Here is a 14,570-nt window from a genome sequence, read left to right as displayed (position 1 = left end):
CCATGGCCGAACGCTCGCAGCCCTCGGCAAATTATCGCGGCTGGCCTGTCCTGACGGCGCTGACCATCGTCAGCCTGCCGCTGCTCTTGATGTATGTCTATCTCTTCCTCGACACCGTCACGGTGAAGCCGCCGGACGCCTTGTTGCCCTCCGGCTTGACGCTCAACCATTGGCGTTTCCTGTGGCAGACAACGGCGGGCAAGGCGAACATCTGGCACGTGACCCTGAATACGCTGCTGTTTTCGGCCTGCACCACCAGTCTGGTGCTGCTCGTCTCCTCGATGGCCGGTTATGTGCTGTCTCGGCTGAACGTGCCGGCACGCGGCTTCTTCCTTGCCGGCGTCATGGTGCTGCACGCCTTCCCGTCGGTAACGCTGATCATCGCCATCTTCATCGTGCTGCAGATGATCGGCCTCTATAACTCGCTGATCGGCGTCATCCTGGTGAAGGCGGCGATCGACCTGCCGCTCGGCATCTGGCTGATGAAGGGCTTCTACGATACCGTGCCCTGGGAAATCGAAATGGCCGGCGTCGTTGATGGCGCTTCGCGTTTCAGGGTCTGGCGCAGCCTGGTGCTGCCGCAGGTCAAGCCCGGCATCATGGCCCTCGGCCTGTTCTCCTTCCTCTCCGGCTGGGGCGAGTTCATCCTGCCGCAGGTGTTGGCGCCGGGCAATCAGGTGCAGGTGCTGTCGGTCTATCTCGCTGGCTTCCTCGCCGACGATAACAATTATGACTTCAACATGTTCAAGGCGGTCGGCCTCTTCTACCTGATTCCGGTGTTGATCGTTTACGCGCTCTTCAACAAATACCTCATGAACATCTACGGCGGCGGGAGCAAAGGTTGATGCGCATCCTCCTCGACAATTTCTCGAAGAGCTTCGGCTCCACCAAGGTCATCGAGAACATGCGGCTCGAAGTCGCCGGCGGCGAGATGCTGGCCTTGCTCGGACCGTCCGGCTGCGGCAAGTCAACGACGCTTTTTGCGGTCTGCGGCATTCACAGGCCGACCGGCGGGCGCATCCTCTTCGGCGAGCGGGATGTCACGGATCTCCCGAGCCAGGCCCGCAATGTCGGTGTCGTCTTCCAGTCCTATGCGCTCTACCCGCACATGACGGTTGCCGAAAACATCGGATTCCCCCTGAAGGTCAAGGGCATGCCTGCCGCCGAGATCCGCAAAGAGGTCGATCGCATCGCGACCCTCGTGCAGATCGGCAAGCTGATGGACCGGCGGCCGGCCGAGCTTTCCGGCGGCCAGCAGCAGCGCGTGGCGCTGGCCCGCGCGCTGATCCGCAAACCCGACGTGCTGCTGCTCGACGAGCCGCTCGCCAATCTCGACGCCAAGCTGCGCCTCGAAATGCGCTCGGAGATCCGCCGCCTGCAGCGAGAGACCGGCATCACCGCCATCCTCGTCACCCATGACCAGGTGGAGGCGATGAGCATGTGCGACCGCATCGCCATCATGAAGGAGGGCGAGATCGTCCAGATCGCCACACCGGCCGAGATGTACAACGATCCAAAGACCGCTTTCGTTGCTGGCTTCCTCGGTAATCCGCCGATCACCTTCCTGCGCGGCGTCATGGACAAGGGCGCCTTCGCAATCCCGGAAAGTGAGGTCCGGGTCCCGTTGCCGAGAGCCATCGGCGCCGCCGAAGGCGCCAAGCTGATGCTCGGCGTCCGGCCGGAGCATTTTACGCCTGCGGGCGACGTCACCGTGTCCGGCAAGATCACCTTCGCCGAAACACAAGGCCGAGAAAACCTTTACGACGTGCGTGTTGCCGGCGGGCCGCTGCTGCGCTCGATCCAGCCGGCGCGCAACGATGTTCACGTCGGCGACGATGTCGCCTGGGGCATCGACAGCCGCGGCGTGTTCGTCTTCGACGAGAACGGAACGAGGCTCTGATGACCCGCGATTTTTCAGCCTTCTTCCAACGTTACGGCTGGCCGACGGCCAAGGGCCGGCTTCCCTTCTGCATCGGCCATCGCGGCGCCAGCGGCCACGAACGCGAAAACACCCTCGCCGCTTTCCGCCGCGCGGCCGAACTCGGCGCGGAGATGTGGGAGCTCGACACGCAGCTGACCGTTGACGGCGTGGTGGTCGTCTCGCATGACGACCATCTGCAGCGGGTCTATGGCATCGACAGACGTATATCGGAAATGACGGCGGCTGAGCTCGCCGGCCTTGACGGCGTCGACGTGCCGACCTTTTCGGAGGTCGCCGCTCTCGCCCGAGAGACCGGGACTGGCCTCTATGTCGAACTCAAGGCGCCGGGGACGGGCATCCGATGCTGGCGGCACCTTGTCGAAATGAACCAGCGCTTTGCCTGCCTTGGTTCCTTCGATACCGCGCAGGTGCGCGAACTCAGGGACGCGGCCTGCGATTTTCCGCTCTCGGTGCTGATCCGTGTCGGCCACGATCCGCATGCTCTCGGTGAGGAGGCCCGCGCGGATATTCTGCATCTCTGCTGGGAGAGGGCAGGGGAGCGCCCGCAGGATCTGGTGACCGAGGCGCTGATGGCCCGCGCCTTCGAGGCTGGCCGCGAGATCGTGCTCTGGCACGAGGAGCGGCGGACCATTCTCGATGACCTCATGAAACTGCCGGTTCTCGGCATCTGCACCGATCTGCCCGATCTGATGCGGCCGCCTCCGATTAAGGAGAAAGCACTTGGCTGACAAGGACAAGGGGCCGCGCAAGGCAACCTCCTTCGACGTGGCGCGGGCGGCCGGCGTCTCGCGCGCTGCCGTGTCGCGCGCCTTCACGCCGGATGCCAGCGTCTCGCCGAAAACGCGCGAGAAGGTCTATCAGGCCGCCAAGCAACTCGGCTATCGAGTGAACTATCTTGCCCGAAGCCTCACCAACAAGCGCTCCGATCTCGTCGGTCTCGTTGCCGCCGGTTTCGACAACCCGTTCCGCACGCTGCAGATCGAGCATCTGTCTCGGGCGCTGCTCGCCCGTAACTTCCGCCCGATCCTGTTGCCGACCTCACAGGAGGCGGATACCTCGACGGTCATCGGCCAATTGCTGCATTACGCCGTGTCAGGCGTCATTGTCACATCCGACGCACCGCCGACCGAAATCTGCGAACAATGTGCGGCCGAAGGCGTGCCAATCGTACTGATCAACAAGGGCGACGACATTCCCTTGGTCGACCGTATCATTTCTGACGACCGCATGGCCGGGCATCTGGCAGCCAGCCACCTGATCGACAGCGGCGTGCGACAGCCCGCCGTGATGGCTGCCCCGGCCAAATCCTATACCGCGCGACGTCGCAGCGAGACCTTCATCGCCGACTGCAAGCAGCTTGGCGTCGAGGCGCAGTTCCTGCAGGTCAGAATCAATGACTACCGGAGCGGTTATGATTCGGCGCCCGACCTGGCCGCATCCGGCATCGATGGGCTGTTCTGCGCCAATGACTACATGGCCTGCGGCGTGATCGATCGCATCATGCAAGGCAGGGGCCGCGACGAGGCGCCGCCGATCCCCATTATCGGCCATGACGACATTCCCCAGGCCGCTTGGACCGCCTACGACCTGACGACCATCCGCCAACCCTGTGACCTCCAGGCAGAACAGACCGTCGACCTGTTGATAAGCCGGATGGCCGAACCGGAGCTGACGGCGCGTGTCGAATTCACACCGGTGACATTGATAAAAAGAAGGACTGCCTGATGAACGCCGCATTCGACGCCGCTGCCATCCGCGCACGGGCGGAGGCCGCGATTACCGTTGCGCTCGAGGTCGGACGGGAGACGGCCGGGTTTCGGCTCGAGTCGGATCCCGGCACTCTTGCCGTCCAAAGCAAGGGATTGCAGGACTTCGTCACCATCGCCGACAGGAGGGCCGAGCAGGCGATCCGCCACGGGCTCATCTCGCGCTTTCCCGACGATACCTTCATGGGAGAGGAGAGCGGCGGGCAATCGGAAGGGGCCGGCACCTGGGTCGTCGATCCGATCGACGGCACGACCAACTATATCAGGGGCTTCCGCCACTGGGGCGTTTCGATCGCCTTTGTCGTCGGCGACAAGGTCGAGATCGGCGTCGTCTACGACGCTGCCGAGGACAAAGTATTTCACGCGGTACGCGGCGGCGGCGCCTTCAAGGATGGACTGGCGATCCATGCGGCGACGACTGCCGATCCGGCCAATGCGCTCGTCATTCTCGGTCATTCGCGCAAGACGAGCTTCGATGAGTATCTCGCGCTCTCCAAGCGACTTCATGAGCGCGGAATGGACTATCGCCGCATGGGCGCTGCCGCCCTCGACCTCCTTCGCGTCGCCGAAGGCGCGGCAGACCTCTATTACGAACGCCACCTCAACGCCTGGGACATGCTCGCAGGGGCGCTGATCGCCGAAGAGGCCGGCGCGATCGTGGCCATGCCGTCGGTCGATAAATCGCTTGCGCAAGGCGGACCGGTCATCGCCTATTCGCCGGGGCTTGCCGACGAATTCGCCTTCATCCTCGACATCGAAGGACTGGCACCCGTTACCCGTTAATGCGGCGGCGCCAGGCGCGCTCGGTCGCCGGCGCTTCGTCGGTGGTGATCTGATCCGGCTTGAGTGCCATCAGTGCCAAAAAATTCAGCCACTCCTCTTCGCTGAAGCCAGCCTCCGGCTGCTTCAGCGTGAAGGTCCAGGCATCGACGCGCTTGCCGTGGTCCTGGCAGAGCGCGATCATATCCAGCCCCTCTTTAGCGGCGTTGAGGATCAGCGGCCAGTGGAGATAGACCGTGTCCGGCTCGGTCGGGCCGTTTAGATCGGCGCGCAATTCTGTTTCGACAGCTTTCCAGCCGCCGGCCTTCCTGATGTCGTAGAGCTTGTCGGTCGGATCGATGCCGCGCAGCAGATGCGGTAGCTTTTCCTTGACTGCCACGATGAGGTCGAGACTGCCGCCGCTGACAATCACCGAGGCGGCGATATTGCGGAAATGCCTGGCAAGATGCTCGATGCCGCGGGTGCCGACAGCTTCGTAATTGTCCTTCATATCGAATTGCAGCAATGCGGCCGGATGCGTTGCCCGCATCATATCGGCGAGATCCTCGCTGAGGATCAGCGGCCGGGTGCCGTCCTTCATCCTGGTATCGCGGAGGTCGGCAGCGTTCTTCGCAGCGATTGGTCCACGGCCCGTCGTCTCACCTTCAAGCTCCCTGTCGTGCAGCACGACGAAGCCGCCGTCGGCGCGCACGCGCAGATCGAGTTCCATCGAGGCGCCTGCCGCAAAACCCTCCGCCATCACCTCGGCGGAGAACAGGGGATCGGCAAACCGCTTGCGCAGCCGGTGCCATTTCAGACGGGTGCGATGCCCCTCATGCGAAATCTCCAGGCCTTGCGAATCCGCCAATCTCGTCATCTGCATCTAATCTCCGTGATGTCACTCTCCTGCCTTGCCAGGCCGCGATTATCAAGGGCCGAATATGACCTTCGCGACGAGATGCCGGCATGCCCCTTCCCTACGGTTCGATCACGTGAGGGGAACGGCCGCCGCAGCGCTCAGGCCTGGTTCTCGACCTCAAAGGCATCGCTTTGCGCCGGTACCAGTTCCAGCGGCCAAATGATGTTGCCGCCGCCATCCGGATAGAATTCGCGATAGGCCGGCATGTTGGCGAGCAGCATCTGGCCGAGCGCAATACCGAGATCGTAGAGCGACATGCGGAAGCAACTGAGCGAGGGTTGCAGGAAGCGGGCACGGGGGGCGTCGCGGAAGCCGATCACCGCGAGATCGCGGCCAGGCAAGACGCCCGATTCCCCCAGGCGTCGGTAAAGGCCGATCGCCATCAGCTCATAAATCAGGATGACTGCGGTCGACCGATCTTCAAGTTGCAGCAGTTCGTGCGCTGCCTGATACCCGCCTTGTTCGCTCGACTGGACGCGAATGACGAGCGACGGGTCAAAGGGAATGCCGTGCCGTTCGAGCGTGCGGCGATAGCTCTCGACAAAGACGTAGCCGAGGTTGACTTCGCTTGAGGGCGCCGTGATCGCGATCCGGCGATGGCCGCGCGCGACCAGCCTTTCGACAGCACCTTCGGCAACGCCTTCGAAATCGAGGTCGATCCAGGGAAAATTGCCGGCCGAAAGGCTGCGGCCGACGGCGGCGAAGGGAATCTTTGCTCGCGACAGAAGATCGATGCGCTGATCGATGCGCTGCGTGTTGGAGATGATCATCGCATCGACGACACGCCGCGCCACCATGCGCTTCAGATATTCGCGCGGATCCTCGTCGGCAGGGCAGGGGAGCATCAGGAGGTCGAGCTTGTGCCGGGCAAAAACATGCTGCAGGCCGCTTGTGACGCCGAGGAAGAAGTTATCGGCATTTTCCACTGCTTCCCGGCTCGCTTCGATCATCAGGCCGATGACCTTTGTCTCTCCTTGCCGGAGGCTTCGCCCCGACTGATTGGCGACATAGCCGAGCTCCTCGGCCGCCGCCAGCACGCGCCGGCGGGTTTCCTCGTTGACGTCAGGCTTGCCGTTCAGCGCACGGGAGACCGTGCCGATCGAGATATCCAGGTGCTCGGCAAGCTGGCGAATCCCTTTCATGGCTGACGCTTTTCCTCCGGTCCGCATTTTCGCATTTTGCCTCTATTGACAGCGTAAAATGTTTTCGCCTACAGTCGTAAACGTTTACGGGATGCGTGTCACGAGGAGAGTTGGCGCCATTCCCTCGGAGGAAATCGTGAAATTCAGTGCCATTCTGTGCGGGTGCGGAGCTATGTCCAAAGGTTGGTTGCGCGCCATCGCGTCCCACCCTCAACTCGCCGACTCCATCGCCATCGTCGGCCTCGTCGACCTGAACCGGGAGACGGCGGAAAAGCTCGCCACCGAGTTCGGTCTGGAAGACGCCGTCATCGGCTCTGACCTGTCGGAGATGATTGCCGCCACGAAAGCCGATCTCGTCTTCGACATCGTCATTCCGCCCGCCCGGTATGATGTCGTTTCGACCGCGCTCAAGGCCGGCTGCCATGTGCTCAGCGAAAAGCCGATGGCGGCCTCGCTGGCCGAAGGCGCGGCGCTGATCGATCTCGCTGCAGAGACCGGCCGCATCCACGCCGTCATCCAGAACCGTCGCTTCATTTCGGGGGTCAGGCGCCTGCGCCGTTTCGTCGACAGTGGTGCGATCGGCGAACTCACCGCCATTCACTGCGATTTCTTCCTCGCGCCGCATTTCGGCGGCTTTCGCGAGGAGATGGACAATGTGCTGCTTCTCGATATGGCGATCCACACCTTCGATGCTGCCCGCTACGTCGCGGACAGGAAGCCGCTCGCCGTCTATTGCGTCGAGCGCAACCCGAAGGGTTCCTGGTACCGGCACGGCGCGTCGGCAAACGCAATCTTCGAATTTTCCGACGACATCGTCTTCACCTATCGCGGCTCCTGGTGCGCCGAAGGCGAGCGCACCAGCTGGGAAAGCCAGTGGCGTCTCGTCGGTTCGAAGGGAATGCTGACCTGGGACGGTGAGGAGAGCTTCAAGGCCGCCGTCGCCGGTGAAGAGCCCGGTCTTCTGCACGGCTTTGCTTCCGTAAACGTTCCCGGTCCGGAACACCACGAGGAAACCCACGGCCACGCCAGCGTCATCGCCGATTTCATCGCGGCGATCCGCACCGGCAAGCAGCCCGAGACCGTCAATTCCGACAACATCAGGAGCCTTGCCATGGTCTTCGGCGCGATCGAAAGCGCCAGGACCGGCCGGCGCATCGAAATTCAGCACAGGATGACGTGACGTGAGCAACCCTGCAAAATCCATTCGCATCGGCACCATGGTCAGCGGCAACAAGGGCGATGCCGCCCAGCGCATCGGTCAGATTGCCGACCTCGGCTTCGAAAGCTTCGAACCTTTCTTCTGGCAGACGACCAAGGGGCAGAACCTCGCCGAGCTCGGCAAGCGCTGCCTTGATGCGATCGGCGACCGCGACATCACCATCTCGACGCTCGGCATGTTCGGCAATCCGCTGGAAGAGAGCGCAATCGATCTCGAGACGCTGCAGGGCTGGAGGGATTGCATCGACAATGCCCATCATTTCGGCGCCACCTGCGTTGCCGGCTTCACCGGCCGCGTCCGCGGCAAGCCACTGACCGACAGCCTGCCGCGCTATAGACAAATCTGGAGCGAGCTGGCCAAACGGGCGGCCGACAAGGGCGTCAAGATCGCTTTCGAGAATTGCGCCATGGACGGCAACTGGGCGAGCGGCGACTGGAATATCGCCCACAATCCGGATGCCTGGGAGCTGATCTTCAACGAAACGCCGGATGATCATATCGGGCTGGAATGGGAACCCTGCCATCAGATGGTCTATCTGATCGACCCCATGCCGCAGATCCGCAAATGGGCGCACAAGTTTTTCCACGTCCACGGCAAGGACGCGACCATCCGCTGGGAGGTCATCAAGGAACACGGCATCTTCGGCAAGGAGAAATTCGTCTTCATGCGCACGCCGGGCTTCGGCGACAGCAACTGGACCGACATCATCTCCGAGTTGCGCCTCGCCGGCTGGTCCGGCTCGATCGACATCGAAGGCTGGCACGACCCGGTCTATCGCGACGAGCTCGAAATGACTGGCCAGGTTCACGGGCTCAACTATCTGAAGAAGTGCCGGGGCGGAGATTTCATTGTTGATCCCTGATCAACCGACTAAAATGGAGCGCCGCCGGGCTGGGAGGCCGGGGCGGGGCGCCATGACTGACTAACTCGTCTTTTCGCGGCGCAGCCGCTTTTTTGGGAGGAAGGCATGAAAAGAATTGCGACACTTGCGCTAGCGCTCGGCACGGCGATGCTGATGACATCGATCGGCCATGCCGAACAGAAGACCTTCAAGATCTGGTGGTTCGAGGAGCCGACCACGGCTCAGGGCATTGTCTGGAAGAAGGCGCTCGAGGAGTTCAAGGCGAAACATCCGGACATCAACGTCAGCTTTGAGCAAAAGACATTTCAGCAGTTGCAGGCCTCGGGCGGCATGATCCTCAATTCCGATCAGGCCCCCGACGTGCTTGAGTACAATAAGGGCAATGCGACCGCTGGCCTGGTTGCAAGCCAGGGATTGCTGACCAATCTGGATGCCTACGTGAAGAAGGAGGGCTGGGACAAGATCCTTAACGAAGGCGATTTTGTCCTCAGCCGTTATGACGAAAAGGGAATCTATGGCTCTGGCCCTGTTTGGGGCGTTTCTGTCTTCGGCGAATATGTTTCGTGCTTCTATAATATTGACATGTTCGAAAAGGCAGGCCTCAAGCCGCCGACCACGCTTGAAGAGTGGGTCGCTGACTTGGAAGCCTTCAAGCAGAAAGGTCTGACGCCCCTCGCGCTCGGCGCCATCGACACCAGTGGCCAGCACTTGCTTGCCTCTCTCGCCTACACCAAGGCCGATGACGCCTGGATCCAGAATTATCAGGGTTTGAAGGCGCCTCTCGACGGCGCGCCCTACCTCTATGCGGCCCAGACCTTGGTCGACTGGGTCAGCAAGGGCTACATCAGCAAGGACTCCACGGGCATGAAGGACCCGGATGCAGCTCTGCTCTTTACCTCGGGCAAAGCACCGATGTACGTCTCGGGCACGTGGAATCTCGGCACCTTTGCCTCGACCATCAAGGACTTCAAGTGGGGTCAGTTCGTCATTCCGACACCGAAATATTCGGTCGGCTCGACAGGCAATCTCTGGGTCGTTCCCAAAAGTAGCAAGAATCCCGATCTCGCCGCCGAGTGGATCAGCCTGACCTTGTCGCCGAAGTACCAAGCTGAACTCGGCAATGCCGGCGGCGTCCCGATCGCCGCTGATCTTTCCGCCATCACCAATCCCATCGGTAAGAACGCCGCAGCGGTTTTCAAGCAGATCTCTGACAAAAACGGCCTCGGTTTCTATCCTGACTGGCCGGTCCCCGGCTACTACGACGTGCTCAATCAGAAAGACACCGGCCTTTTCCAGGGCAGTCTGACTGCGGAGCAGTTCGTCGAAGAGATCAAGCAGGTCTACGACGACGCGCAGGAGAACCAGTAGCGCGACCTTGAACGCTGGGCTGCGCCTCCGGCGCAGCCCATTGTGGTAGGCTGAAGGAAGAATGATATGGCTATATCCAGCCAGCGATCGAGCGACGGTTCACGAAGCTATAGCCTCTACCTCATCCCGGGGGTGATCGGCTTCATTCTGATCGTGCTCATACCGCAGCTCGCCAATATCGGGCTGAGCTTCACGGCATGGAAGGGCGTTGGCACGCCGCGACCGGTCGGCCTGCAGAACTATCATCGCCTGCTTACGGACGATCAATTCTGGGGATCGATGTATCACACGCTACTGTTCATCGTCTCGATGACCGTGATACCCGTGTGTATCGGCCTGGTGCTCGCCGCTCTGCTGTTCGACTACGTCAGGGACCAATTCGGGGAATGGGTTTCGAGCTTCTTCAGGGCCGGTTTTTACTTACCGCAGATTCTGCCCGTAACGGTCGCGGGCGTGCTCTGGGGCTGGATTCTCAATCCCGTCGGTGTCATCAACATCACGCTGAAGGCCATCGGCCTTGATAACCTCGCCCAGAACTGGATCGGCGATGCGACATACGCGCTTGCTGCCGTCTCGCTCGTCATTGTCTGGATACAGGTCGGCTACTGTCTGGTGGTTTTCATGGCCGGTCTTTCGCGCATCGACCCTTCCCTCTACGAGGCTGCCGAGCTCGATGGCGCAAACTGGTGGAGCCGGCTGGTGACGATCACCATTCCGCTCCTGGCGCCGGAGATTTTCGTCGTTGTGCTGACCACACTGATCGCAGCGCTTAAAGTCTTTGCGCCAATTTTTGTCATCACCGCCGGCGGCCCCGACAATTCCACCCTCGTGCCATCCTATCTGACTTACTACCACTTCTTCACAACACAACGCGTCGGCTATGCCGCAGCCATCGCGGTCGTGCAGACGACTCTGACGATCGCTTTGGCCGTGATTTTCCTACGTTTCCAGTCCCAGCAGGAGGCGAAGGAGTAGATCATGGCTTACTCAGTTCTCAGCGACGGTACCACCAAGGCAAAAGCGACCGCACCTGCCGATCGCGCCCGACGCGATCCCATGCGGTGGGTGGTGCTGGCCATCCTTATTCTGCTCCTCGCCTTTACGCTCTTTCCCTTTTTCCTTGCTCTGCTCAACGCCGTCAAGGCGAGCGCCGAATACGCGGTCGGCGGACCGCTTTCGATTCCTCGGTCGATCGATCTCACGGCGATCGAGAAATTCTGGACGGTGTCTGATTTCGGCCGCAAGCTGCTCAACAGCGTGGTGATCAGTCTGGCTGTATCGGTGTTGGGGGTACTGATAAGCCTGTTCAACGCCTATGCGATTGGGGTCGGCAAGGTGCCGGGTTCGCGCGTGATTTTGGTGGTCTTTCTTCTCGGCATTATGGTGCCGCAGGAGTCCATCATTTACCCGCTTTACTACATGGCGAAAGCGAGCGGCCTCTATGATACGCAGCTTTCCGTGATCATCATTTTCGCGGTCCTGCAAAGCGCTTTCGGGACTTACCTGCTCTCGACCGTGCTGAGTACCTTTCCCAAGGAAATCCTCGAAGCGGCAGAGATGGATGGCTCGACCCATTGGAAAACGCTGTGGTTTGTCGTCGTCCCGATGCTGAGGCCGACGCTCATGGTCCTGGGAACCTTCTTTTTCATCTGGACTTGGAACGAATTCTTGATCCCGCTCGTCATGTTGGTATCGAATAACAACCAGACGGTCTCGGTCGCCATGGGCCTCACCCGCGGTCAGAACATGTCGGACCCGGTGCTGCAGGCCTCGGCGGCTTTCCTGGGTATAATACCGACCGTGATCTTCTTCTTGATCTTCCAGCGCACGCTGACGCGCGGCATCGCCGCTGGAGCAGTCAAGTGACGACGTTTTTCACCCTTGACCATCTCATCGGTCCCGGTTGGGGACCTGCAAGGTTTTCGGTATGAGCCAGGACATCCAAATCGAACTCTCGGGCGTCGAGAAGCACTACGGCGCCTTTCACGCGCTTAAGAACGTCAACCTATCAATTCCCAAGGGCACATTCGTGGCGCTGGTCGGTCCGTCAGGATGCGGCAAGTCGACGTTGCTCCGTTCGCTTGCCGGGCTGGAAAAAATTACCGGCGGCACGCTGAAGATTGCCGGCAAGGTGATGAACGACGTGCCGCCGCGAGCACGCGATATCGCCATGGTTTTTCAGAGTTACGCCCTCTATCCGCATATGACGGTGGAACAGAACCTGACCTACTCGCTGAAGATGCACCGCGTCCCCAAGGCTGAGGCAAAACAGAAAGCCGAGGAGGTCGCTGCCATCACGGGCCTTTCCAGACTGCTCGACCGTTATCCGCGCCAGCTTTCCGGGGGCCAACGACAGCGCGTCGCCATGGGCCGCGCAATTATCCGCAACCCCCAAGCCTTCCTGTTCGACGAGCCGCTTTCCAACCTTGATGCCGCGTTGCGTGTCTCGATGCGCAAGGAAATCCGGGCGTTGCATGACCGGCTGAACGCCACCTTCGTCTACGTCACGCATGACCAGGTCGAAGCGATGACGATGGCCGACCATGTCGTGGTGATGCGCGACGGCATCATCGAACAGCAGGGCGCGCCGCTTGACCTTTACGACCGGCCGGCGAACCGGTTCGTCGCCGGGTTCATCGGTTCTCCGGCGATGAATTTCATTCCAGCGATCGCCGCCGAAGACGGCAAGAGCCTGGTATTGGATTTCGGCGCGGTAAAACAGAAGCTTGCACTGGCACGCGCGATCGAACCTGGACGCAAGCTCGTCGCCGGCATCCGGCCGGAGCATATCGAGGTTGTCGCGCCCGGGCAGGGCAGCTTCGACGTGCCGATCGCCTTCGTCGAATCCACGGGCTCCTCGACCTTCATCGTCGCGGCGACGCAGCCGGAACTGACGATCGTCGAGACGCGGCGCGACAAGGTCAGACCAGGAGAGATGATCGGACTTTCGGTCGATCCGGCCCAGGTCCATCTTTTTGATGCATCGTCCGAGCGCCTGATATAAGACCTGTCGGGCGCGGGCAGCTTCATAAAACCATCATCGGTCTCTGCGAAGGGAGTGGCTCCGCACGATTCACTTCGTTCATATCTGCAGCATCCGGATTTTTTTCATGGCATCCTCCCCGACTTCAGCGCGCCTTTCCCCGAACGCGTCGCCCCGCCTCATCGTGCTTGCCGAAACGGTCTTGAAGGCGGGCGAGACGGCCCGGGCTTCCCTGCGGCGGCGGACATCCGGGGAAATGCTGGCCAAGGCGCCGCGCGATTATCAGACTGAAATCGATGTCGCCGTCGAGCGTATCATCGTCGATGAGATGGTCAAGGCCTTCCCTGAATATGCCATCCAGGGCGAGGAGGCCGTCGGTAACCGCACGGCTGGGCCGGAGACCCCGATTATCTACATCGACCCGATCGACGGAACGACCAATTACGCCTGGGGCGTTCCGCATTTCGGTATGACGATTTCAATCGCCGAAGGCGGGCGACTGGTCGCCGGTGTCGTCTACGACGCCATGCTCGATGAACTGTTCAGCGCCGAGATCGGCGGCGGCGCCTATCTCAATGGCGAGCGCATCCGCTGCGCCGATGTCGCCGACATCGAAAACGTGCTGATCGGCGCCGGGCTGCCCATTCCCGGCCAGGTGAAGGCGGTTGCGGAGGAGACCTATTTCGATGCCATCAAACGCCTGATGGCCAACACGGCGGGCGTGCGCCGCCTGGGCTCGGCGGCGCTGTCGATCGCCTATGTCGCCTGCGGCCGGCTGGACGGCTTTTTCGAGGATGGGCTCTCGATCCATGATTTCGGCGCTTCGGCGCTGATGGTCGAAGAGGCCGGCGGCATCGTCACGCGGTTTTCCGGCGCTGAAGTCGACGGGCGCGGCGATATCCTCGCGGCCAGCAAGGCGCTGCATCCCTGGCTCAAGGAAGGCTTCCTGGTCAACGCGTGAACCAGGCCGGTCGCCGGACTCGAGATATGGAAATCTAAGGTGCGAGACACTATCTCTCGGGAAACAAGGAGACACCCAATGACCGAAGAACGTGCAGTGCTCGCCGGCGGCTGCTTCTGGGGCATGCAGGACCTCATCCGCCGCTATAATGGCGTTATTTCGACCCGCGTCGGCTATACCGGCGGCGATGTGCCGAATGCCACCTACCGCAACCACGGCACCCATGCCGAGGCGATCGAGATCATCTTCGACCCCGCCCGGATCAGCTATCGCGAAATCCTCGAATTCTTCTTCCAGATCCATGATCCGAGCACGCGCAACCGCCAGGGCAACGACGTCGGCACGAGCTATCGCTCGGCGATCTTCTACACCAGCCCGGAGCAGGAGCGTGTCGCCCGCGATACGATCGCCGATGTCGACGCGTCCGGCTTGTGGCCCGGCAAGGTCGTCACTGAGGTCGTGCCGGTGAGCGATTTCTGGGAGGCCGAGCCAGAGCATCAGGATTATCTGGAACGGATTCCGAACGGCTATACCTGCCATTTCATCCGGCCCGGCTGGAAGCTGCCGGCCCGCCAGAAGATTGCCTGACGCAATTGGCGCATGCATGCCGGAAACAATGCCGGCATGCATGGCGCGTCCAGCCGCTCGG

At 61.3% G+C, this 14,570-nt stretch carries 15 protein-coding genes; 13 read left to right on the top strand and 2 right to left on the bottom strand.

The genetic code is table 11. From position 1 onward, the window contains the following. Window positions 1–2 precede the first annotated feature (2 nt). Genes J7U39_RS31120 through J7U39_RS31100 form a run of 5 tightly spaced genes read left to right on the top strand, consistent with a single transcriptional unit; the run spans window position 3 to window position 4,491 of the window. Window positions 3–845 carry a carbohydrate ABC transporter permease gene (locus J7U39_RS31120; protein ID WP_210633613.1) on the top strand — a complete coding sequence of 281 codons (843 nt, stop codon included), beginning with the start codon at window positions 3–5 and terminating at the stop codon, window positions 843–845. Next, entirely contained in the window at window positions 845–1,900 is a 1,056-nt protein-coding gene (locus J7U39_RS31115; protein WP_210633611.1) for an ABC transporter ATP-binding protein, read from the top strand. Before J7U39_RS31120 ends, J7U39_RS31115 begins: the two co-directional genes overlap by 1 nt. Continuing rightward, entirely contained in the window at window positions 1,900–2,670 is a 771-nt protein-coding gene (locus tag J7U39_RS31110; protein WP_210633609.1) for a glycerophosphodiester phosphodiesterase, read from the top strand. Before J7U39_RS31115 ends, J7U39_RS31110 begins: the two co-directional genes overlap by 1 nt. Beyond that, entirely contained in the window at window positions 2,663–3,667 is a 1,005-nt protein-coding gene (locus tag J7U39_RS31105; protein ID WP_210633608.1) for a LacI family DNA-binding transcriptional regulator, read from the top strand. The genes J7U39_RS31110 and J7U39_RS31105 overlap by 8 nt, the downstream gene beginning before the upstream one ends. Then, on the top strand, window positions 3,667–4,491 hold the full coding sequence (locus J7U39_RS31100; RefSeq protein WP_210633606.1) for an inositol monophosphatase family protein: 825 nt from the start codon (window positions 3,667–3,669) through the stop codon (window positions 4,489–4,491). The genes J7U39_RS31105 and J7U39_RS31100 overlap by 1 nt, the downstream gene beginning before the upstream one ends. On the opposite strand, the gene J7U39_RS31095 is transcribed toward J7U39_RS31100, so the two are convergent. Together J7U39_RS31095 and J7U39_RS31090 are read right to left on the bottom strand one after the other, a co-directional pair. After that, the gene (locus tag J7U39_RS31095; protein WP_210633604.1) at window positions 4,481–5,350 is read right to left on the bottom strand and encodes a glycerophosphodiester phosphodiesterase family protein; all 870 of its coding nucleotides are present in this window, start codon (window positions 5,348–5,350) and stop codon (window positions 4,481–4,483) included. The genes J7U39_RS31100 and J7U39_RS31095 overlap by 11 nt on opposite strands. Before the next feature lie 134 nt (window positions 5,351–5,484). Next, on the bottom strand, window positions 5,485–6,528 hold the full coding sequence (locus tag J7U39_RS31090; protein WP_210633602.1) for a substrate-binding domain-containing protein: 1,044 nt from the start codon (window positions 6,526–6,528) through the stop codon (window positions 5,485–5,487). 136 nt (window positions 6,529–6,664) lie between these two features. On the opposite strand from J7U39_RS31090, the gene J7U39_RS31085 reads away from it, so the two are divergent. The 8 genes from J7U39_RS31085 to msrA all read left to right on the top strand — a co-directional run bounded on the left by J7U39_RS31085 (window position 6,665) and on the right by msrA (window position 14,509). Beyond that, entirely contained in the window at window positions 6,665–7,708 is a 1,044-nt protein-coding gene (locus tag J7U39_RS31085; protein WP_210633600.1) for a Gfo/Idh/MocA family oxidoreductase, read from the top strand. Between the two features lies 1 nt (window position 7,709). Then, window positions 7,710–8,609 (top strand): sugar phosphate isomerase/epimerase, encoded by a 900-nt coding sequence (locus J7U39_RS31080; protein WP_210633598.1) that lies wholly within the window; start codon window positions 7,710–7,712, stop codon window positions 8,607–8,609. Window positions 8,610–8,714: 105 nt separating this feature from the next. Further along, window positions 8,715–9,977, top strand: a complete 1,263-nt coding sequence (locus J7U39_RS31075) for an extracellular solute-binding protein (protein ID WP_011427579.1) — start codon at window positions 8,715–8,717, stop codon at window positions 9,975–9,977. Between the two features lie 66 nt (window positions 9,978–10,043). Then, on the top strand, window positions 10,044–10,952 hold the full coding sequence (locus J7U39_RS31070) for a sugar ABC transporter permease (protein ID WP_210633596.1): 909 nt from the start codon (window positions 10,044–10,046) through the stop codon (window positions 10,950–10,952). Window positions 10,953–10,955: 3 nt separating this feature from the next. After that, window positions 10,956–11,843, top strand: a complete 888-nt coding sequence (locus J7U39_RS31065; RefSeq protein WP_210633594.1) for a carbohydrate ABC transporter permease — start codon at window positions 10,956–10,958, stop codon at window positions 11,841–11,843. Window positions 11,844–11,904: 61 nt separating this feature from the next. Further along, window positions 11,905–12,981: an ABC transporter ATP-binding protein gene (locus J7U39_RS31060; protein ID WP_210633592.1), complete on the top strand. Its 1,077-nt coding sequence runs from the start codon at window positions 11,905–11,907 to the stop codon at window positions 12,979–12,981. 106 nt (window positions 12,982–13,087) lie between these two features. Continuing rightward, window positions 13,088–13,921: an inositol monophosphatase family protein gene (locus J7U39_RS31055; protein WP_210633590.1), complete on the top strand. Its 834-nt coding sequence runs from the start codon at window positions 13,088–13,090 to the stop codon at window positions 13,919–13,921. Between the two features lie 78 nt (window positions 13,922–13,999). Next, on the top strand, window positions 14,000–14,509 hold the full coding sequence (gene msrA / locus J7U39_RS31050; RefSeq protein ID WP_210633589.1) for a peptide-methionine (S)-S-oxide reductase MsrA: 510 nt from the start codon (window positions 14,000–14,002) through the stop codon (window positions 14,507–14,509). Window positions 14,510–14,570 lie beyond the last annotated feature (61 nt).

Source organism: Rhizobium sp. NLR16a, assembly GCF_017948245.1.
Taxonomy (GTDB): domain Bacteria; phylum Pseudomonadota; class Alphaproteobacteria; order Rhizobiales; family Rhizobiaceae; genus Rhizobium.
This window is presented reverse-complemented; position numbering and strand designations above follow the sequence as displayed.

What these genes read in the sequence shown, in the direction of transcription:
- J7U39_RS31055 (WP_210633590.1), top strand. Translation starts at nt 13,088, where the DNA reads ATGGCATCCTCCCCGACTTCAGCGCGCCTTTCCCCGAACGCGTCGCCC.
- J7U39_RS31115 (WP_210633611.1), top strand. Translation starts at nt 845, where the DNA reads ATGCGCATCCTCCTCGACAATTTCTCGAAGAGCTTCGGCTCCACCAAG.
- msrA (WP_210633589.1), top strand. Translation starts at nt 14,000, where the DNA reads ATGACCGAAGAACGTGCAGTGCTCGCCGGCGGCTGCTTCTGGGGCATG.
- J7U39_RS31110 (WP_210633609.1), top strand. Translation starts at nt 1,900, where the DNA reads ATGACCCGCGATTTTTCAGCCTTCTTCCAACGTTACGGCTGGCCGACG.
- J7U39_RS31060 (WP_210633592.1), top strand. Translation starts at nt 11,905, where the DNA reads ATGAGCCAGGACATCCAAATCGAACTCTCGGGCGTCGAGAAGCACTAC.
- J7U39_RS31065 (WP_210633594.1), top strand. Translation starts at nt 10,956, where the DNA reads ATGGCTTACTCAGTTCTCAGCGACGGTACCACCAAGGCAAAAGCGACC.
- J7U39_RS31100 (WP_210633606.1), top strand. Translation starts at nt 3,667, where the DNA reads ATGAACGCCGCATTCGACGCCGCTGCCATCCGCGCACGGGCGGAGGCC.
- J7U39_RS31120 (WP_210633613.1), top strand. Translation starts at nt 3, where the DNA reads ATGGCCGAACGCTCGCAGCCCTCGGCAAATTATCGCGGCTGGCCTGTC.
- J7U39_RS31090 (WP_210633602.1), bottom strand. Translation starts at nt 6,528, where the DNA reads ATGAAAGGGATTCGCCAGCTTGCCGAGCACCTGGATATCTCGATCGGC.
- J7U39_RS31095 (WP_210633604.1), bottom strand. Translation starts at nt 5,350, where the DNA reads ATGCAGATGACGAGATTGGCGGATTCGCAAGGCCTGGAGATTTCGCAT.
- J7U39_RS31070 (WP_210633596.1), top strand. Translation starts at nt 10,044, where the DNA reads ATGGCTATATCCAGCCAGCGATCGAGCGACGGTTCACGAAGCTATAGC.
- J7U39_RS31075 (WP_011427579.1), top strand. Translation starts at nt 8,715, where the DNA reads ATGAAAAGAATTGCGACACTTGCGCTAGCGCTCGGCACGGCGATGCTG.